Below are 20,269 nucleotides of genomic sequence, written 5' to 3'. Positions count from 1 at the left end.
CACCGCAGGCCGGCGCACGGTTTGGCGCAAAAATTACAGGCTTGCGCTGGGCCGGGATTGAACGCTTTGAAACCAGGCTAGGGTGGCGCTGTTGCCTTCGGGGATGCGTGTTTTGATGACGCGGGCAAAATCCACAAACACAAACGTGCTGATATCCGCCAAACTGAACATATCCCCCGCGACAAAGCGGCTGGCCTGCAATCGCGCCTCAAGCAATGTGAAAAAATCGGTGAGGCGCGTCCTGCCTCGTTCGGCCAATTCTGAGATCTGAGGATGGTTTGTCGGTCCGGGTATGGCCCGGTCCTTGAACGCCGGGTGCGTATTGCGCAGAACCTCTGCGATCGGGATACCGCCCTGTTGTTCAACGATGGCATTCCACATCAAAACCTGCCCCTTCTCATCTGGGGTGCGTCCCAGTAGGGGTGGTTCGGGAAAGCGCGCCTCAAGATAGGCCGCGATCCCCAGGTTTTCGGTCAGAACCGCGCCTTCATCTGTGACCAGAACCGGGATTGTCGCCCGAGGGTTCACGGCCAGAAACGCGTCAGCCAACTGTTCGTTCTTGGCAATCGAAACCTCGCGCGTTTCGATCTTCAGCCCTTTTTCCGCGATGAACATTCTGGCTCGGCGCGGGTTCGGGGCGGTCGAACAGTCGTAGAAGATCATCTCGAATTTCCTCTTATGTAGGGGCGACAACTCAATCCAACGCCCGGGATACGGCGCGCGCGATGACGCGTTCTTCATCCGTCGGGATCACCAGCACCGGAACACCCTTATCCGATATGACCGTAGAATTGCTGTCACTGGCCTGAACATTCAGATGGATGTTCAGAAACTCCATCCCCTGCAACACACGCTGCCGAATTGGGGCCGCGTTTTCACCTATACCGCCACAAAAGATCACGGCATCAAGACCGCCCAGAATGGCGGCCATTGCCCCCAACTCGCGCCGGATGCGAAACACGTAGTAGTCAATTGCCTCGCGCGCATGCGGGTCGTCACTGGCCAGCAAGGTACGCATGTCGTGGCTGATCCCGCTAAGTCCCAAAAGGCCGCTCTTCTTGTACAAGATATGGGTGATCGCCTCGACCCCATGCCCCTGCTGCATCAGATACAGCAACACACCGGGATCAAGCTGACCGCAGCGCGTTCCCATCGGCAATCCATCCAGCGCAGAGAACCCCATAGTTGAACCGACGCTTGCGCCGTTGGTCACGGCACACATCGACGCACCATTCCCCAGATGCGCAATCACAACGCGACCCGCAGCCAGATCGGGATAATCCTGCTGCAGCTTGCCGGTGATGTAGTCATAGGACAGCCCGTGGAACCCATAACGCCGAACGCCCTTTTCGTAGAACCGCCGCGGGAGGGCGAAGGTATCGTTTACAAACGCGTGTCCTGTGTGGAACGAGGTATCAAAACATCCCACCTGCACCGCCTGAGGAAAGGCGGCCTGTGCGGCGCGAATGGCGGCCAAGTTGTGGGGCTGATGCAAAGGCGCCAAGGGTGAAAGCGCCTCTAGCTGCGTAAGGACATGATCGTTCAGAACAATAGGACCATCAAATGTTTGCCCGCCATGCACGATACGGTGACCAACCCCAACAATATGGTGCGTTTCCAACAAAGGCTCGACAGTTTGTAAAATTGCCTCGACGGCTGCCGCATGGTCGGCTGGGCCGATCTCAATCACCTGAACCGGCCCATCGCCTTTCAATTCCAGCTGCGCGACAGGGCCAAGGTTTTCGACCTGCCCCTGCCACAACAGTTCGGGTTCAGACGCGGCCCGGTATACGCTGAACTTGATGGTCGAACTTCCCGCGTTCAGTGTCAGGATTGCCTGCATCACGTCCCTCCTGTTTGCCCTACTCGCCACCCTACCGGCGCTGACGCCGGGTTGATCAGACCTAGCGCTGATAGATAAAGCAGCGCCCCGGAACCGCACTTTGGGGTAAGGGAAGCTCAATAAGTGTTTCAAAATACATCCGGTCGCTCGACACCATTAGGCCACCTTCGGCCAATAGCGGCTCGATCAAGGGTGAGACAAACCGTGCGAAGGCGTCATTCTTTTCACGGTTGTGCCCGCCCAGATCAGCATGGATCAGGCTGGCTGTCGCGCCGAACCGATCCAGGGAGGCGGGAAGTGTCTCGCGGACATCGCCCAAAATCACTCGATCCTCGGGCGGTGTCGAATCCGGATGCGAAGCGACCGCACGTTCGAACACATAGACCGGGCGCTTGGTGACATACTGGATCATGTGGTGGTAGGTCCGACCATTCCCCAGCCCAAGTTCAAAGACCGGCCCATCCATATCTTGGGTCTGCGCGATGGCAAAATCCAGACAGGCCCGCTGGGACACCATGCGGTCGATGAACAGATCAAGTCGGCTTTGATTCTCGGACACTGGGAAATCTCTCCTTGATACCTACTGCCAGCATAAGAGCAGGCGAATTGGGCTTTGATGACAAAAGCTCAAGTGTTTGTGTAGTCGCCAGACCCCAAGTTTCACATTTCCGCGACATTTCAGCACAAGAACGGGTTTGACTAGATGGGCAGAACCGCGCGAGACTGTCGAAAAAATCACGGGGAGTTGATAGAGCCGATGCAAACATGCGGCCAACCGGGTGGAAAACCCGAATGAATGCTTTGTTGTCCGTCAAAAACCTGAGCATCGGTTTTGGCGCAGGTGAATCTGTTGTCAAAGATGTGAATTTTGATGTCCATGCCGGACAGACCCTGGCGCTGGTCGGCGAGTCCGGGTCTGGCAAAACCATTTCATGCCGCGCCGCCTTGCGCATTCTGCCCCGGACCGCACAGATCCGCAGTGGATCAATCACTCTGAACGACTCCAAAGGTGCTGCCGAACTGACACAGATCAGCGAGCGCGAAATGCGTGGCATTCGCGGCAACCGGGTATCGATGATTTTTCAAGAACCTATGCGCTCGCTTTCACCGCTGCACAAGATCGGCAATCAAGTGAGCGAGGTTCTCTGGCTGCATCGCGGCGCGTCCGAGGCACAGGCCCGCAAAGAGGTATTGAGTCAGTTCGAACGCGTCGGCTTCCCAGACCCGCAGCGCGCCTACGATTCCTATCCGTTCGAACTGTCCGGCGGCATGCGTCAACGCGCAATGATCGCCATGGCAATGGTATCTAAACCCGATCTGTTGATCGCTGACGAACCGACCACAGCGTTGGACGTGACCACTCAGGCGCAAGTTCTTGGCCTGATCAAAGAGCTTCAGCGCGAGACCGGCATGGCGCTGATCCTTGTAACCCATGACCTTGGCGTTGTGGCAAACATGGCCGAACACGTGGTGGTGATGCACAAGGGCCGTGTGATGGAGGCAGGCCCCGCCGCGCCGATCCTCACTGCCCCTGCGCACCCCTATACCAAGCAGTTGTTCGATGCCGCCCCCGCGATCCCTGACAACGATGCTGTCGGGGTGCCAATGCCGGATGAAGACCTGATCCTGCAGATGAAAGGTGTTTCAAAGACCTATACGATGCGGGCCAGCAAAGGCTGGCAGGCCGACAAGGAAATCCACGCCTGTCGTGGCGTCGACCTGAACCTTGGCCGCGGCAAAACACTGGCAATTGTAGGTGAAAGCGGGTCGGGCAAGACCACGGCGGCCCGGATCGCCCTGGGGGCGGAGCTGCCAGACGCCGGCGGGGAAGTTCTGTTTAAAACCTCCGCACAAGAAGACCCGATCCCCGTACATCAGATGACCCGCGCCCAGCGCACGGCGTTCCAACGCAAGGCGCAGATGGTGTTTCAAGACCCCTATAGCTCGCTCAGCCCGCGTATGCGCATTCAGGATGCGATGACCGAACCGCTGGAAATTCACCGGATCGGGTCGACATCGGAACAACGCGATAAGGCCACCAAGATGTTGCAGCGCGTGGGGCTGAACGGGGATATGCTGAAACGCTACCCGCATGCGTTCTCCGGCGGGCAAAGGCAGCGCCTGTCCATTGCCCGCGCCATGATGCTGGATCCACAACTGATTGTTTGTGACGAACCGACCTCGGCTTTGGATGTTTCAGTTCAGGAGCAGATCCTGACCCTTTTGGAGAATTTGCAGGACAGTCTGAACCTGTCGTATTTCTTTATCTCTCATGACCTTGCCGTCGTGGCCCGCATCGCCGATGAAGTCGCCGTAATGCGCAGGGGGTTGATCGTGGAACAAGCCCCGCCCGAGACCCTTTTCTACAATCCGCGCCATCCCTACACAAAGGCGTTGATTGCCGCTCAACCAGAACCCGACATCAACCGCCCGATTGACCTGCAAATGGTCTCATTGGGTGCCGGCGCGCCGGACAGTTGGGATGAAGCCTTTCGTTTCTCTGACACCGTGATACCCTCACTTGTGGAATTGGAGCCGGGGCATAAGGTACGTTGCCATGTTTAAGACCACTCGCCATCTGATCCTTGCGGCATCGTTGGCCTTTGCTTTGCCCTTTGCCGCGAGCGCCGAACTTCCGACCTTGCAAGAGAGTGAGTTCTGGTCAAACGAGGTCAATTCCGGCGATCTGCCGCCCATTGCCGAGCGCCTGCCAAAGGAACCGCTGATCGTTGATCTGGCCGCGAAAGGCCGGGAATTCGGAACCCAGGGCGGTACCTTGCGCACCATGGTGACCCGGTCCAAGGATATCCGTCAGATGGTCGTTTATGGCTATGCACGACTGGTTGGGTTTGACGCGAATTACAACATCGTACCTGATCTGCTGGCCTCGTTCGAGAACGAAGGCAACCGTAAGTTCACCCTGAAGCTTCGGGAAGGTCACAAATGGTCCGACGGGTCGGCGTTCACCTCTGAGGATTTTCGGTATTGGTGGGAAGATGTGGCGAACAATCCGTTACTCAGCCCGTCCGGCCCGCCAGATTTCCTGATTGTCGAAGGCAATGCGCCCACAGTTTCTTTCCCGGATGAAACCACGGTGATCTTTGAATGGCCGGACCCCAATCCGGATTTCCTGCAATCACTGGCTCAGGCACGCCCGCCATTCATCTATCGGCCTTCGGCATTCTTGAAACCCTATCACGAAAAGTACGCAGACCCTGAAGAGCTTGCCTTTTTAGTCGACGACGCCCGGGTCAAAAGCTGGGCGGCGCTGCACAACAAGCTGGACAACCTGTATAAGTTCGACAATCACGAACTGCCCACATTGCAGCCTTGGTTGAACGCTAGTTCTGGCAAGAAAATCCGCCACAACTTTGTCCGCAACCCCTATTATCACCGCATAGACTCGAATGGGGTGCAATTGCCCTATATCGATATAGTCGCGATGGAGATTGTCGCCCCCGGTCTGGTCGCCGCAAAAACCAACGCGGGTGAGAGCGATCTGCAGGGCCGTGGCTTGGCCTTCCGGGATGCATCGATCCTGAAAAAGGGGGAAGAGGTCGGCGACTACAAAACCCTTCTATGGAAGACTGGTGTCGCCTCGCAAATCGCGATCTACCCAAACCTGAACTACGCGGACGAGGTCTGGCGGAAGGTGCTGCGCGATGTGCGGGTGCGCCGGGCGCTGTCGCTGGCGATAGATCGCAAGACCATCAATCAGGCGCTTTACTTCAAACTGGCGCAGCCAATGGCGATGTCCGTCCTTCCCGCCTCGCCCTTCTATAGCGAAGAAAACGCCGAAGCCTGGGCCGCGTTCGATGTCGATATGGCCAATGCGCTGCTGGATGAGGCCGGGCTGGACCAGCGCGACGGCTCTGGCACCCGTCTATTGCCGGATGGCCGCCCGATGGAACTGATCATCGAAACTGCAGGTGAACGGCAAGAGGTTGAAAATGCGCTGCAGATCGTAACCGATACGTGGCGTGAAATCGGGGTCAAACTGGTGATGCGCCCGCTTGACCGTGATATCTTGCGGAACCGGGTTTTTGCAGGCAATACAATGGCTTCGGTCTGGTTTGGATGGGATGATGGGCTGCCGCAGGCCCATACCTCGCCGGCCTATCTGGCGCCAACAGATCAAGTTTTCCTCGCCTGGCCAAAATGGGGGCAATTCTACCAGACAGGTGGTGAGGTTGGCGAAGCCCCCGATATGCCCGAGGCCGAGCGCCTCATGAATCTGGCCCATGATTGGGAGGTCGCCACCACGGATGACGAGCGCGCGGCCGTTTGGACCGAGATGCTGAAGATTCACGCCGATCAGCTTTATGGCATCGGCATCCTGAATGGCGCGCCGCAGCCTATCGTCGTATCGAACCGTCTACGCAACGTCCCCGAAAACGCGATGTGGGCGTGGGAACCCGGCGCGCATTTCGGCGTTCACCGTCCAGATGAATTCTTTTTGGTCGACTGACAGGAGCAGCTAAATGATCATGCTGCGCTATGCGGTCTATCGCTTCTTTACGATGCTGCTGACCCTGTTGGTGGTCTCGGTTCTGATTTTCGTCATTATCAACCTGCCGCCAGGCGACTATCTGAGCAATCAGATCGCTGAACTTCAGGCCTCAGGTCAGTCAGCAGGTGTGGCAAAGGCCGAGTTTCTGCGCACCGAATACGCGCTGGATCGGCCGATGTGGGAGCAATATCTGATCTGGATGGGGTTCTGGCCCGGCCCGCACGGGTTCTCTGGCATGATACAGGGCAATTGGGGTTGGTCCTTCGAGTTCGACCGCCCCGTATCCGAGATCGTGGGCGATACGCTTTGGCTGACCGTTGTTGTGAACCTGGCCGCTATTCTGTTCGTCTACGCCGTTGCCTTGCCCTTGGGCGTGATCGCCGCCGCGCGATCGCGGACATGGATCGACTATACTTCGGCATTTGTCGGTTACCTGGGGCTGGCCACACCAAACTTCTTGCTGGCGCTAATCCTCTTCTACTACGGCCATCAGTATTTCAACCTGCCAATCGGCGGATTGATGGATCCCAAATTCGAAGGTGAGCCCATGAGTTGGGACAAGCTGAAATCGATCCTTGTTCACCTGATCGTACCCACCTTTGTGATCGGCACCTCCGGCGCCTCGGCAATGATGCAGCGTTTACGTGCGAACATGCTGGACGAGCTAGGCAAGCCGTATGTTGAAACCGCGATTGCCAAGGGTATGGCGCCATCGCGGATGCTCACAAAATACCCTCTGCGCGTGGCGTTCAATCCCTTCGTGGCCGATATTGGCAACCTTCTGCCCTCGATGGTGTCGGGTTCGGTTCTGGTGTCAGTTGTGCTGGGTCTGCAAACGATTGGTCCGACCCTGCTGACAGCACTCAAGACACAAGATCAGTTCCTGTCGGCCTTCATTTTGATGTTCGTGGCGCTTTTGACGCTCATCGGTACGATGATCTCGGATATCCTGCTGGTGATGCTTGACCCCCGCATTCGGTATGAGGGGCGCGAAGCATGACAGATCGCCCTGATAACCGCTATGTTGACGAGGCACCGTTCGATCCCGAAGCCTCGGTCCAGCAGCTAGAACGCGCTGATCTGGACGCCCCGAACTGGGTGCTGGTCTGGCGCAAATTCAAAACACACAAGCTGGGCCTGATCTCAGGCATCTTCCTGTTGCTGTGCTATCTTATGTTGCCGTTTGCGGGGTTCATTGCACCGTACGGCGCCAACGAACGCAATGGCGAGCATCTCTATGCCCCGCCCCAATCGATCAACTGGTTTCATAATGGCGAATTCATCGGACCGCATGTCTATCCAATTGTAGCCGAAGCCGATCTTGAAACCTTCCAGTGGAAATTCGTCGCAGATACCGAAGACCCAAAACCGATCAAGTTCTTCTGCGAAGGCTCCGAATATCGTCTGGCCGGATTCATCCCCTCTGACACGCATCTGTTCTGCGCACCGGATGGGGCGACTGTGTTCCTTTGGGGCTCGGACCGTCTGGGCCGCGACATCTTCAGCCGCATCCTTTACGGTGCGCAACTATCGCTGACTGTGGGTTTGATCGGCATCTCGGTCTCGTTCTTCCTGGGCATTCTGTTCGGGTCAATGGCCGGATATTTCGGCGGGCGCATCGACTGGACCATCAACCGCGTTATCGAAGTTCTGCGATCCCTGCCGGAACTGCCATTGTGGTTGGCCCTGTCCGCCGCCGTGCCCTCAAACTGGAGTCCCGTCGCGGTCTTCTTCATCATCTCGATCATCCTTGGCATCCTCGACTGGCCCGGCCTCGCCCGATCCGTGCGGGCCAAATTCCTATCGCTGCGCGAGGAAGAATATGTACGCGCAGCTGAGATGATGGGGGCCAGCTCGGGTCGAGTGATCCGCAAGCACCTGCTGCCGAATTTCATGTCCCACCTGATCGCCTCGGCCACGTTGTCGATCCCCGCCATGATCCTGGGCGAAACGGCGCTCAGTTTCCTGGGTCTGGGCCTGCGCGCGCCTGCGGTCAGCTGGGGGGTCATGCTGAACGACGCGCAGAACCTCGCCTCAATCGAGATTTATCCGTGGACGGCCATTCCTATGCTTCCCATTATTGTTGTGGTTCTGGCCTTCAACTTCCTGGGTGACGGATTGCGCGACAGCCTCGACCCCTATCAGCAATGAGCCTGCTGGCTTCTCTTCCCGCGGCCAGCAGCTACCGCACGAAAAAGCCCGGTGCGTTGCACAGTGCGTTTGCTGTCTCGGAACTGGCAACCGCCAGCATCGCGGCGGTTGGACAGGAACTGTCGCGCCTGATGGTGGCGCTAAATCTTACGCAAACCGCGCCCGAAGTGGTTGTGGATCAACGCCTAGCCTCACTTTGGTATCGCTATTCCTTCAAACCAGATGGCTGGGAAATGCCAAGCCTGTGGGACGCGATCGCCGGAGACTATCAGGCGGCAGACGGGTGGATTCGCCTGCACACCAACCTGCCGCATCATCGGGCCGCAGCCTTGAAGGTGACTGGCACACGCGCAGACCGGGACACCGTCGTACAGGCATTGAAATCATGGTCGATCGTTGACCTGGAAACCGCCATCGTCGCAGAAGGCGGGGTCGCCGCCGCCATGCGCAGTCGGGCCGAATGGCTGGACCATCCTCAGGGGCGCTCTGTGTCGCGGGACCCTTTGATTGGTTGGCACGGTCCTAGAAATATCTCTCTGCGGGATCGGCCAGAGGCCAGCACCAATCGCCCGTTGGCCGGGCTGCGTGTGCTGGATCTGACGCGCGTTTTGGCAGGTCCGGTCTCAACCCGCACGCTGGCAGGACTAGGGGCAGATGTTTTGCGTATCGACCCACCGGATTGGGACGAGCCCGGCGTCATCCCTGACATCTCTTTGGGTAAACGCTGCACCTATCTCGATCTCAAATCACCAGAGGGGCTTGCGCGGTTGGAGGGGCTACTGGCAGAGGCCGATGTGTTCGTCCATGGCTATCGCCCCAGTGCATTGGACGCTCTGGGACTGGACAAAGCCAAGCGAGATCAACTGGCCCCAAACCGTATTGAAGTCACACTGGATGCCTATGGCTGGCAAGGTCCCTGGGCCACGCGGCGCGGATTCGACAGCCTCGTGCAGATGAGCGCCAGGATCGCACATACCGGTATGACCTGGGCGCGGTCGGACAAACCGACCCCTTTGCCGGTTCAGGCGCTCGACCACGCGACCGGTTATCTTATGGCTGCCGCTGTTCTATCTGCTCTAGCCGAAGCGGCGCGGGGTAACACCGTGATGCATGCCCAGTTGTCGCTTGCCCGCACGGCGGAGTTGTTGGCGGCATTGGGCAAGTCCGATACCACGAAGGCGATCAAAAACGCCTCTGAATCTGATTATGGCAACACGCCTGAAATCTCGGGCTGGGGACCGGGATATCGCCTGAAATCTCCGCTAGGCGTTGGCAAAACTAGACTGCGGTGGAACCTGCCTGCATCAAAACTGGGTGCGTCCAAAGCCAATTGGTCCTAGCGTATCAAAGCGCACACCCGCCGCGCGGAACGCGCGGCCTGGCCTAACGCTTTGGGTGGCGTCTCGTCAGAGACGCATCCCAAAGGGGCGGGAGCCTACCCTAGCGATCATCTCCACCCGGGCCGATATCATCCAGATAGTCTTCATCTATCGCCGCTTGAACCGCGCCGGTGACCGCCTCACGCTGTTTCGGGCTCAAGTCCTCGACGTCTTTGCCATCGGCCAGTCTGACGGTCACCTCGCGGTGCGCAAAGCGGATGCCTTCCCGCGCGAACAACTCACGGATGTCCTGATAGACCTTCTTGCGCACCAGCCATTGATCACCGGGCTTAGTCATGAACTTGACGCGGATGATCATCGCGGAATCCTGCATCTCGATCACGCCCTGCGATTTAAGCGGCTGGATAAAGTTTTCACCAATCACCGGGTCGCTCAACAGTTCCTGCCCCAGCTTCTTGATCAGCTTGCGCACCTTCTCGACATCGGTGTCATAGGTTACGCGCAAGGGCAGTTTCATGATCACCCAATCACGCGAATAGTTGGTCAGCACTTTGATCTCACCAAATGGGATGGTGTTCAGCGCCCCCAGATGGTGCCGCAGCTGGAACGACCGAACCGAGATCTTTTCAACCGTCCCCTTCACATCCCCAATGTCGATATATTCCCCTTTGCGGAACGCGTCATCGAGCAGGAAGAACGCACCCGAGAAGATATCGCGGACCAGAGTTTGTGAGCCAAACCCAACCGCCAGCCCAACAACACCGGCACCAGCGAACAAGGGGCTGACATTGATGCCCAGTTCCATCAGAACGATCAGGATAATCGTCACCACGACAACCGCCAGGATCGCCCCACGGAACAGTGGCAGCAGAGTCGCCAGACGGCTCTGCCCGCCTTCGCCACCTTCGTCCCCCAGTTCGGCCTCGCTACCGTCATCGGATTCTTCGGCGATCTTGCTGTCGATCCAGATGCGGAAGAAGTTGAACAGGATATAGCCGATGAACAGGATCACCATGACATCCAGCGCGCGCCCTATCGGGATGTCTTCGCTCCAACTGGCTTCGGGGTTCCAGATCACGACCAAAGCGTAGATACCGACTACAAAGGCCAGAATGCCAGCCACACGGCGGGCCAGATCCTCATAAGTAAGGATCACATGCTTACGTTGCTCAGCTTGCGGCGTGTCGGCTGCGGCGGCATCCTCGTGCGCTGCATCTGCAATGGCATTCTTTTCTTCGATCCGCCGGTTGCGATCAAAATAGCGTTCCAGCACATAGTTCATTGCGCCGTATGCGACGACAACTGACATGAAGATCATATAGCTGCTGGCTACAATCGGGATTGAATTGTCATTCTCCAACACCAGATCAACGGCCAACTTAAACCAGCTGAACATCAAATAGACGATCAGAAATGGCGCCCAGGCGAAAGAAATAAACCTCAAGAGCCATGACACTTGAGCCGGGGCCCGTCCACCTCGGATCGCGTTAGAAATCGCACGCGCATTGAATAGGATCATCAGGATGTTGCCCACGGCACCGACCATGGTCAGCCCGCCATACACCATGGCGTAGACATTGTAGTTCAACCCGAAATCCGCGACCCAGGTTGCAAATAATACGGCCGAGATATCATAGGTCGCCAGAAGCGAGGCCCAGATATACAGCCGCTTCGCATCCCGGTCCGAAAACGGGGGCAATCGGTACTGGCTCAGAAAGGGTGACAGCACCATCCGCCACAAGTCAGACACCGTTCGCGCCAGGAAAAAGGCGGTAAATATTGCAGTCACCGTAAACTGGATCGAAATATCTTCGGCCTCGCCAAAGAACAGATAGCCAACGATCAGGGCCATCAACATCGCAAAGATGGTTCCGCCTATCCCCATAAGGAAGCGGAACACCAAGAACGGCATCTTTTCCTTATAGCCTTGCGGGTTTTCCTTGATCCGAGCCACCACCCAGCGTCTGGCAAAACGCTTGCCATAGATTTCGGTGGACAGCCACCGTCCCAACAGCAGGAACAGAATGTTCCAGCCCAGAACCTCGACATAGGTCTGTATCCGCTCATCCGGGCTGGTCTGGCGCAAGATGTATTGAACTTCAAACACCGAATAAGGCAACGCCTCCAGCCGTGATGCAGCGGAATCGCGGAATTTCGAGAACCGCTCCTGCGCTTTCATCAGCTGCGACCCATCGGCCATTGGGTTACCCGCAGCGTCTTCCGATGCCTCTGCCGCACCACCGGTTGACGTGACGACCTGCCCGGCGCTGTCAATGACAATAACGCTGGCACCGGCCTCACTGGCGGCGCGGATGGCAGCGGCCAAATCGCTTTCACTGGTGGTGTCGGTACTGTCGCTTGATCCAGAGGAATAGCCCGGTATCAACCCGGTTTGCGCGGTTCCGCTGACCGGGAAGACCAAGACAAAGGTCACGAACGCCAAAAGCAATCCAGCCAGAACATTATGTTTCATAGGGTCTTACATCCCGATCCAAAGTTTCGAATAAGGTTACAAAAGCGTTCGGTTCAGTTCAAACCATCTTGGCCCAAGGTCCCAAATTTGTGTTAAATTGCGTGATCGACGCACCGTGACAAGGATTCCTCATAACCCATTCGGCTGTTGCCAAATCACAATGTTTGGCGCATTTGCCAAGGCGCTTTTCCACCTTTGGCAAGCGCGGCTTAACAATGTAAGGTATGTGGTGCAAACGCGCAGACCAGAAGTAAGACCAAAACACAGGCACCAATATGAGCCTCGGCAAAAACACAGTTAACACCGGTCGCGCGCCGCGCATCCTGTTTTACAGCCACGATACTTTTGGGTTGGGGCATCTGCGACGCTCGCGCGCATTGGCCGCAGCGATCACACAGGCTGATCCGACCGCCTCGGCCCTGATCCTGACGGGATCGCCCGTGGCTGGGCGGTTTACCTTCCCGCGTCGCGTCGACCATGTCCGCCTGCCCGGCGTCACCAAGCGCGCCGATGGGTCTTATGCCGCGCGCACAATCGGGATGGGGATCGATGAAGTGACCGACCTGCGATCCGGCCTGATCCAGACAGCAGTTCAGCAGTTTAACCCCGATATCCTGATCGTTGACAAGGAACCCACCGGGTTTCGGGGTGAGCTTCTGCCCACGCTTGAATATCTTGAAAACAACTGCGGCACGCAGCTTATTCTGGGTCTACGCGATGTTCTGGATGAACCCGAGGTGCTGGCTGCAGAGTGGGAGCGCAAAGAGGCCATCGCCGCGACCGAGCGGTTTTATCATGAAATCTGGGTCTACGGGCTAAACTCGATCTATGACCCAACCAAAGGATTGCCGCTGAGCCGCAGCGCGCAATCCCGTATCCACTACACCGGCTATCTGCGCCGTGATCTGGGCCCGGTTGGTGAACCGCCCGAGCAACCCTATATTCTGATCACACCCGGCGGAGGGGGCGACGGCAAGGCCATGGTCAATCTGGTCCTGTCCGCCTACGAAAAAGATCCCGATCTGTCCCCTCGAGCCATTCTGGTCTACGGCCCGTTCCTGTCGGGTGAGTTGCGAGAAGAGTTTGAAACCCGTGTCGCTGCGCTAAACGGTCGGGTCACTGCCGTTGGCTTTGAATCCCAGATCGAAACCCTGTTTGCCGGGGCGGCCGGGGTTGTGTGCATGGGGGGCTACAACACGTTTTGCGAGGTTCTGTCCTTTGACAAACGTGCCGTTATCGTGCCCCGCACCACTCCTCGTCTAGAACAATGGATCCGGGCCTCGCGCGCCGAAGGTCTGGGGCTTGTGCGCATGCTGGATGAAACCCGCGATGGCCTGACGCCTGACGCGATGATCAAAGCCATCCGTGCGCTACCGCAGCAGTCTTTGCCATCGCAAACCATCCGCGCGGGTCTGCTGGATGGCCTCGACTATGTCACGGACCGTATTGATGCCCTTTTGACCGGGGAAAAGGAACGAGCCACCGGATGAATGCCAATGCTCCGAAACTGGCGGTGCTGGTCAAAGGGTGGCCGCGCCTTTCCGAGACGTTCATCGCGCAAGAACTGGTCGCCCTTCAGGATGCAGGCCACCGGTTTGATATCTGGTCGCTGCGCCACCCCACGGATACCAAGCGTCATCCTTTGCATGACCGCTTTACCGGTCAGGTTCACTACCTGCCTGAGTATCTATATGACGAACCCCAACGCGTCTGGGCCGCGCGCGCAGTGGCGCAGCGCCTGCCGGGATATGCCGAGGCCTATGGCGTCTGGCGCAAGGATCTGCGCCGCGATCCGACCCATAATCGCATTCGTCGTTTCGGTCAGGCCTGTGTTCTAGCCACCGAGCTTCCGGCAGAGACACGCGCACTTTATGCGCATTTCATGCATACGCCTTCGTCCGTCGCACGCTATGCCGCCATCATGCGCGGCCTACCGTGGAGCTTTGCCGCCCACGCCAAAGACATCTGGACATCGCCGGATTGGGAAAAGCGCGAAAAGCTGCAACCAGACACCTATGGCGCAGCCTTTGGGGCGACATGCACCGCCTTTGGTGCCGAACATCTGCGCGGACTGGCCGACACGCCAGATCGGGTCGATCTGATCTATCACGGGCTGGATCTGGGCCGGTTTCCTGCGCCGCCGGATCGTCTACCGCGACAACCCGATGCGGCCTTCCATATGATGTCGGTTGGCCGGTTGGTTGAGAAAAAAGGGTTTGATCGGCTGATCGCCGCTTTTGCTTTGCTGCCGGATACTCTGAACTGGCGCTGGACCCATATCGGCGGCGGCGGTTTGGGGCCAAGCCTACGTGATCAGGCCGTAGCTGCCGGTGTCGCAGATCGCATCACCTGGAAAGGGGCCTGTGATCAGCCCGAGGTGATTGCCGACATGAGGCAGGCAGATTTGTTTGTTCTGCCCAGTCGCATTGCCGAAGACGGCGACCGAGATGGGCTGCCAAATGTGCTGATGGAGGCGGCCTCGCAAAAACTGCCGATCCTATCGACACCGGTTTCGGCCATTCCTGAATTCATTGAGACAGGAACCCATGGCCTCCTGTCCAGCGACAATCCAACCGCATTGGCCAGTGCGATTTGCGACCTTGCAGCGCACCCAACCCAAACCGCCCAAATGGCCGAAGCCGCTTATACGCGCCTATTGGCAGAGTTTCGGATGGATCCGGGAATTGCGCGTTTGTCGGCCCGTCTTCAGACCCTGTGCACGGATGCAGCCTGATGGCGCGGGTCGCGTTCTATGCTCCGATGAAATCACCCGATAGCCCCAAGCCTTCGGGCGATCGCGAGATGGCCCGCAACCTGATGCAGGCAATTGGGGCACAGGGGGATCGCGTTGATCTGATCTCGGACCTGCGCATCTATGACAAAGTCGGCGATGCCGTCGCACAGCACGCCCTGCGACAGGCGGCGGAGGTTGAAGCACAGCGGCTGATCTCGGACATGCCTGAAGACATCGACCTTTGGGTGACCTACCACAACTATTACAAGGCCCCCGACCTGTTGGGGCCGGTCGTCGCGCAGGCACGTGGTATTCCTTATGTGCAGTTGGAAAGCACCCGCGCCTCAAGCCGCCTCACGGGACCTTGGGCAAGATTTGCGCAAGCTGCGCACACAGCCTGCGATGCGGCACAGGTGATTTTCTATCACACAGCCAATGATCTGATCACACTGAAGCGCGAGCGCTTTGGTGATCAGGCGCTGATTGAGCTTTCTCCATTCTTGCCGATAGCAGATCTGCCACCCGCAAGTACTTGCGATGGCCCGATGCTGACCGTTGGGATGATGCGCCATGGGGATAAGCTGTCCTCCTACCGCATACTGGCCGAGGCGCTGTCGCACCTGTCAGGCGATTGGCACCTGAACATCGTGGGCGATGGCCCTGCGCGCCCGGATGTCGAAAACCTGATGACACCGTTTGAAGGCCACATCACCTTTCTGGGCCAACTCGACCGTGAGGTGCTCCAACGTGTTTACGGTGAGGCCTCGATATTCGTGTGGCCCGGTGTGAACGAAGCCTATGGGATGGTCTATCTGGAAGCGCAGGCCGCAGGCGTACCCGTCGCCGCGCAAGACAGACCCGGTGTGCGGGACGTTCTGGCCCCAGCGGACTACCCGGCTGCTGAGGCGGGTGCAAAAGGGTTTGCGCGGCACATAAAATCCTTGCTGGATGATCCCAAGCGGCGTCGCACCCTTGGCCAAGCGGCCCGCACGCGTGTTGCTGCCCGTCACTTGATGCCCAAAGCGACCGAGGTGTTCTGGTCAGCTGTTCGCCCAATGCTGGAGGTGACGGCATGACTAAGTTGGCTTTGCTGCGCCATGGGCATACCCACTGGAACCGCGCCGGGCGCATTCAGGGACGCAGTGACATTCCACTTGATGAAGAAGCACGTTCAGAACTGGCCGGGTATCACCTGCCAAACGGTTGGGAAGACGCCGAGATATGGTCCAGCCCTTTGGCCCGCGCGCTCGAAACGGCGCTTTTGGTGTCGGGACGCACTCCTCAATCCTCACCCGCGTTGACCGAGATGAACTGGGGACGATGGGAAGGGTTGCACGGGGTCGATCTAATCGCAGACCCGGACAGCGGATACCGCCATATCGAGGACTGGGGCTGGGACTATCGCCCGCCCGAAGGCGAAAGCCCCGCTGAAGTCTGGGGACGCTTGGAACCCTGGCTATCCAAACTGAACCAAGACACAGTTGCTGTCTGCCACATCGGCATCATGCGCGTCATTCTGGCCCGGGCATGGGGGTGGAATTTTGAAGGGCCCGCGCCCTTTAAGATCAAACGCAATCGGCTCTATATCATTGATATGGACGATATGACCCCAACACCGGATCCCGTTCGCCTGATTACTCGCGGAGTGACCGAATGAACGTGATGATCGTCGTGACCCATCTGCTGGGAACAGGTCACCTAAGCCGCGCATTGACGCTTGGCCGTGCCTTTGCAGAAGACGGCAGCGACGTGATGATCGTGACCGGCGGGATGCCCGCGCCGCAGTTAAACTCGGACGGCATAACACTGTTTGGCCTGCCCCCGCTACGCTCGGACGGAACAGATTTCACGCGTCTTTTGACAGAGATCGGTGAGGTCGCCGACCCTGCCTATCTGTCGGCGCGCAGTGCGGCCCTTATTCAGGCTGTGCAGAGCTTTCAACCGGATGTTCTGATCACAGAGCTGTTCCCCTTTGGCCGCCGATCCCTTGCGGCAGAGTTCGAAGCGGGCCTAGAGGCGGCAAATGCCTTGCCGAAACGCCCGCTCGTTCTGGCCTCGATCCGGGATATTCTGGCCCCGCCTTCCAAACCGTCTAAAGCGACACGTGCCGACGAAATCATTGGTCGTTTTTACGATGGTGTCTTAGTGCATTCAGATGAGAGCGTAATCCCGTTATCGGTCAGTTGGCCGGTATCCGAACAACTGGCCCAGCACCTGCACTATACGGGTTTTGTTGCGCCTGCCGCGGCGCGCCCGCATCCCGAGGCAATTGGAGCCGATGAAATCCTGGTAAGCGCTGGTGGCGGATCGGTGGGGCAGCCGATCTTTCATGCGGCAATCGAGGCGGCGCGAAAGATGCCCAACAGGCGCTGGCGCCTGTTGGTGGGCGGGCGTGATGCGCAGGAGCGTATTGCACAACTATCTAAGCTAGTTGGTGAGGCGCCCGTGTCGCTGGAACCCGTCCGCCCGGATTTTCGCCGGATGCTGCCACACGCGGCGGCCTCGGTCAGCATGTGCGGCTACAACACTGCGCTGGACATCCTGCAATCGGGCACCCCTGCGGTATTCATCCCATTTGACGACGGCAAAGAGGTTGAACAAGGTCTGCGCGGCCAAAGCCTGTCAGAACTGCCTGCAATGGAAGTGCTGCGTAGTCAGGAATTGACCGGCGACAGTCTTGCCGAACGGGTCGAACAAGTGATCTTGGAAGGCAGGCGTGCACCCAAGCAAGACGGCCTCGATGGAGCCCAGCGCTCAGTCGAGATCACCAAGCACCTGTTGGGGCTGCGCACATGACGCCGGATTGGAAACCCTTGGAGGATGAGCTTGCGCTTTGGCGTGCTCAAGGCCTGACGCTGCCCCTATGGTGGCGCGATGATGATGCCACGGTGCAAACACCGCAATTGGAGACACTGACTGCGCTATCCGAACGTGTAGGTCTGCCGGTGCATCTGGCCGTAATCCCTCGGGATGCGAACGCCAGCCTAGCGGGGTTCGTAGCACGACACGAAAGCCTGATCCCTGTCGTCCATGGCTGGGCGCACCAAAACCACGCACCTGCAGGAGAGAAGAAGTCTGAATTTCGCGCGCATCGACCGCTACAGGATATCATTGCCGACGCGCAAGCCGGGTTGAGTCGCCTGACGGATCTGTTTCACGACAGGCTGCGCCCCATGTTTGTCCCCCCCTGGAACCGGATCGGGGATGAGGCTGTCCCCCAACTGCCTGCACTTGGGTTCCGCGTATTGTCGACAGCAACACCGCGGAAAGCAACCTTTGCAGCCCCTGGATTGGAACAGATCAACACGCATCTGGACCCGATTGACTGGCGGGGCACACGGGGATTGGTCGCGCCGGACATCCTGATCGCAAAGATGGCCGCACTACTGCAAGACCGCCGCACGGGTCAGGCCGACAATACAGAGCCCTTCGGCATCCTGACCCACCATTTGGTTCACGACCCTGATATTTGGACCTTTACCGAGGCATTGCTAACAAAACTGCTGGAGGGACCCACGCACCCTTGGGTCGCCCCCGACAGCCCAGAACGGAGTTCCCCCATATGAGCAGATTGGATTCCATGCTGCGCCGTCTGACCGCTCAGCGCGACGGGCTGAACTGGGCTGCTGCCCGGATCGCCAAACAAGACGGAGATGTTCTGGACATGGGTCTGGGCAATGGTCGCACCTACGACCACCTGCGGGAAATCATGCCGGATCGGCGCATTTGGGTGATGGATCGCGTGTTGCAATGCCACCCTGACAGTACCCCGCCCGAACAGGATTTCTTGCAAGGCGAGGCCGAGCCAATGCTGCAGAAACTGGCGGCCTCGGGCCACAAGATGGTCATGGCACATTACGATTTCGGACGCGGGATCAAGGAAGACGATGTGGCCGAAGCCGCACGCCTCAGCCCGTTGATCGCGCAGGTCATGCAACCCAATGGGTTGTTGATCTCGGGCCAGCCGTTGGTCGGGTTCAACCAGATCGACGGACCCGAAACCATCGCCCCGGACCGTTATCTGTTTTACACCGCCTGATCAGGCGACCCGCTGCCCGCGCGACCAAACGGCGCTGAGCGCGGGTACACTGCCACGCATGCGGAACCGGATCAGATCAGCGCGTGCATCTTTGCGCAGCTCGCCCCGATCCTGCAGCCCTGCGGCCAGCGCTGGGGAGAGCGTAACGGTCTTGAGGCCGCGCGCCATATCCCCCCACATCTCGCCCAATCGCACTGCCGACAGCAACAGCGCCGAAGGCACGTAGTCTGATGACATGATGTCCAGATGGCCCAGCTCGGCCAGTTCCCGGGCTGCGACGTTCCCGGAATGCGATCCTCCCCGAATGATATTCGGTGCACCCATCATGACCTTGATGTCGTGATCGTGGCAGGCCCGTGCCGCCTCGACCGTCGTGGGGAACTCGGCCAAGCGGATACCGTGGCCTGCCGACACCTTTACCTGATCCTCGGTCGTGTCATCATGGCTGGCCAGCACCGCCCCAAAACGACGCGCGGCCTTGACGGTTTCGACCTCATGCTTCTCACCATGCGCATCCCGCAGCCCCTTCAGTCGCGCCACATGCTGTAGGAACATGTCATCGTCCATAGCATGCTTTCCCTTCACATAGGCCTCAAGCTTCGAGATATCCCGAAACTGGCGTTGCCCCGGCGTGTGATCCATCAGCGAGACCAACCCAACCCGATCTTCTGGGCCAAACTCGTCCAGTTCTTCGACCAGGGTTTCCGAGCACACCTCAGCCCGCAAATGCAGGAAGTGACTGATCTTCAGTGCGTCCTGTTCGCGTAGCTCCCAAAGCTCTTGCGACAGACCACGCGCATATTTGCCATAACGCGCCGCACCAGATGGGATCGACCCCACCCGCATCGCGTCGAACACTGTGGTAATCCCAGTGCTGGCCAACTCGGCATCATGAGCCAGGATCGCAGCGGCGTGCGGCCAATCCACTTTCGGGCGCGGCTGGATATGCCGTTCCAGATTATCTGTGTGCAGCTCGACCAGACCGGGGCAGATATAATCGCCCTCACAATCAATCGCACCTGCTGGAACAGTCGCCCCAGTGTCGATATCGGCAATATACTCACCAACAATCCGAATGCTGCCGGTTACGGTTTCATCCGGGAAAACAAGCGTGGCATTGGCAAGGGTCAATTCTTCTGTCATCTGAACTTCACACAGTTTGAGCTATTGGAAGGCCAC

At 58.3% G+C, this 20,269-nt stretch carries 17 protein-coding genes; 12 read left to right on the top strand and 5 right to left on the bottom strand.

Annotated features, from left to right (window positions below; all coding sequences use genetic code 11):
* Positions 1–33 precede the first annotated feature (33 nt).
* The 3 genes from ABLN87_RS16655 to ABLN87_RS16645 all read right to left on the bottom strand — a co-directional run bounded on the left by ABLN87_RS16655 (position 34) and on the right by ABLN87_RS16645 (position 2,402).
* Positions 34–663, bottom strand: coding sequence for a glutathione S-transferase family protein (locus ABLN87_RS16655; RefSeq protein ID WP_353012197.1), 630 nt, complete (start codon positions 661–663; stop codon positions 34–36).
* A 31-nt stretch (positions 664–694) separates the two neighbouring features.
* Positions 695–1,843, bottom strand: coding sequence for an acetate/propionate family kinase (locus ABLN87_RS16650; protein WP_353012194.1), 1,149 nt, complete (start codon positions 1,841–1,843; stop codon positions 695–697).
* Positions 1,844–1,904: 61 nt separating this feature from the next.
* Positions 1,905–2,402 (bottom strand): class I SAM-dependent methyltransferase, encoded by a 498-nt coding sequence (locus ABLN87_RS16645; protein ID WP_353012192.1) that lies wholly within the window; start codon positions 2,400–2,402, stop codon positions 1,905–1,907.
* A 233-nt stretch (positions 2,403–2,635) separates the two neighbouring features.
* Here ABLN87_RS16645 and ABLN87_RS16640 point away from each other — a divergent pair, with 233 nt between their 5' ends.
* Genes ABLN87_RS16640 through ABLN87_RS16620 form a run of 5 tightly spaced genes read left to right on the top strand, consistent with a single transcriptional unit; the run spans position 2,636 to position 9,844 of the window.
* Positions 2,636–4,408 carry an ABC transporter ATP-binding protein gene (locus ABLN87_RS16640; RefSeq protein WP_353012189.1) on the top strand — a complete coding sequence of 591 codons (1,773 nt, stop codon included), beginning with the start codon at positions 2,636–2,638 and terminating at the stop codon, positions 4,406–4,408.
* Complete coding sequence (locus ABLN87_RS16635) at positions 4,401–6,311, top strand: ABC transporter substrate-binding protein (RefSeq protein WP_353012186.1); 1,911 nt, start codon at positions 4,401–4,403, stop codon at positions 6,309–6,311. The genes ABLN87_RS16640 and ABLN87_RS16635 overlap by 8 nt, the downstream gene beginning before the upstream one ends.
* A gap of 13 nt (positions 6,312–6,324) precedes the next feature.
* Positions 6,325–7,353, top strand: coding sequence for an ABC transporter permease (locus ABLN87_RS16630; protein WP_170531235.1), 1,029 nt, complete (start codon positions 6,325–6,327; stop codon positions 7,351–7,353).
* Positions 7,350–8,504, top strand: a complete 1,155-nt coding sequence (locus ABLN87_RS16625; RefSeq protein WP_353012182.1) for an ABC transporter permease — start codon at positions 7,350–7,352, stop codon at positions 8,502–8,504. The genes ABLN87_RS16630 and ABLN87_RS16625 overlap by 4 nt, the downstream gene beginning before the upstream one ends.
* On the top strand, positions 8,501–9,844 hold the full coding sequence (locus ABLN87_RS16620; protein ID WP_353012180.1) for a CoA transferase: 1,344 nt from the start codon (positions 8,501–8,503) through the stop codon (positions 9,842–9,844). The genes ABLN87_RS16625 and ABLN87_RS16620 overlap by 4 nt, the downstream gene beginning before the upstream one ends.
* Before the next feature lie 100 nt (positions 9,845–9,944).
* On the opposite strand, the gene ABLN87_RS16615 is transcribed toward ABLN87_RS16620, so the two are convergent.
* Positions 9,945–12,317: a mechanosensitive ion channel domain-containing protein gene (locus tag ABLN87_RS16615; protein ID WP_353012178.1), complete on the bottom strand. Its 2,373-nt coding sequence runs from the start codon at positions 12,315–12,317 to the stop codon at positions 9,945–9,947.
* Between the two features lie 275 nt (positions 12,318–12,592).
* On the opposite strand from ABLN87_RS16615, the gene ABLN87_RS16610 reads away from it, so the two are divergent.
* Genes ABLN87_RS16610 through ABLN87_RS16580 form a run of 7 tightly spaced genes read left to right on the top strand, consistent with a single transcriptional unit; the run spans position 12,593 to position 19,090 of the window.
* Complete coding sequence (locus ABLN87_RS16610; protein ID WP_353012176.1) at positions 12,593–13,807, top strand: glycosyltransferase family protein; 1,215 nt, start codon at positions 12,593–12,595, stop codon at positions 13,805–13,807.
* A complete protein-coding gene (locus ABLN87_RS16605) occupies positions 13,804–15,051 on the top strand; it encodes a glycosyltransferase family 4 protein (protein WP_353012174.1) in 1,248 nt (415 codons plus the stop codon). Before ABLN87_RS16610 ends, ABLN87_RS16605 begins: the two co-directional genes overlap by 4 nt.
* Positions 15,051–16,127 (top strand): glycosyltransferase family 4 protein, encoded by a 1,077-nt coding sequence (locus tag ABLN87_RS16600; RefSeq protein WP_353012171.1) that lies wholly within the window; start codon positions 15,051–15,053, stop codon positions 16,125–16,127. The genes ABLN87_RS16605 and ABLN87_RS16600 overlap by 1 nt, the downstream gene beginning before the upstream one ends.
* Positions 16,124–16,708, top strand: coding sequence for a histidine phosphatase family protein (locus tag ABLN87_RS16595; RefSeq protein WP_353012169.1), 585 nt, complete (start codon positions 16,124–16,126; stop codon positions 16,706–16,708). Before ABLN87_RS16600 ends, ABLN87_RS16595 begins: the two co-directional genes overlap by 4 nt.
* Positions 16,705–17,847, top strand: coding sequence for a glycosyltransferase family protein (locus ABLN87_RS16590; RefSeq protein WP_353012166.1), 1,143 nt, complete (start codon positions 16,705–16,707; stop codon positions 17,845–17,847). The genes ABLN87_RS16595 and ABLN87_RS16590 overlap by 4 nt, the downstream gene beginning before the upstream one ends.
* Positions 17,844–18,617: a polysaccharide deacetylase family protein gene (locus ABLN87_RS16585; protein ID WP_353012164.1), complete on the top strand. Its 774-nt coding sequence runs from the start codon at positions 17,844–17,846 to the stop codon at positions 18,615–18,617. Before ABLN87_RS16590 ends, ABLN87_RS16585 begins: the two co-directional genes overlap by 4 nt.
* The gene (locus ABLN87_RS16580) at positions 18,614–19,090 is read left to right on the top strand and encodes a class I SAM-dependent methyltransferase (RefSeq protein ID WP_353012162.1); all 477 of its coding nucleotides are present in this window, start codon (positions 18,614–18,616) and stop codon (positions 19,088–19,090) included. The genes ABLN87_RS16585 and ABLN87_RS16580 overlap by 4 nt, the downstream gene beginning before the upstream one ends.
* On the opposite strand, the gene ABLN87_RS16575 is transcribed toward ABLN87_RS16580, so the two are convergent.
* Positions 19,091–20,233 carry an alpha-D-ribose 1-methylphosphonate 5-triphosphate diphosphatase gene (locus tag ABLN87_RS16575; protein WP_353012159.1) on the bottom strand — a complete coding sequence of 381 codons (1,143 nt, stop codon included), beginning with the start codon at positions 20,231–20,233 and terminating at the stop codon, positions 19,091–19,093.
* Positions 20,234–20,269 lie beyond the last annotated feature (36 nt).

Source organism: Ruegeria sp. SCP10 (genome assembly GCF_040329495.1).
Lineage (GTDB): Bacteria > Pseudomonadota > Alphaproteobacteria > Rhodobacterales > Rhodobacteraceae > Ruegeria.
Note: the sequence above shows the minus strand (reverse complement) of the source record. Positions and strands in the feature narration are given on the sequence as shown.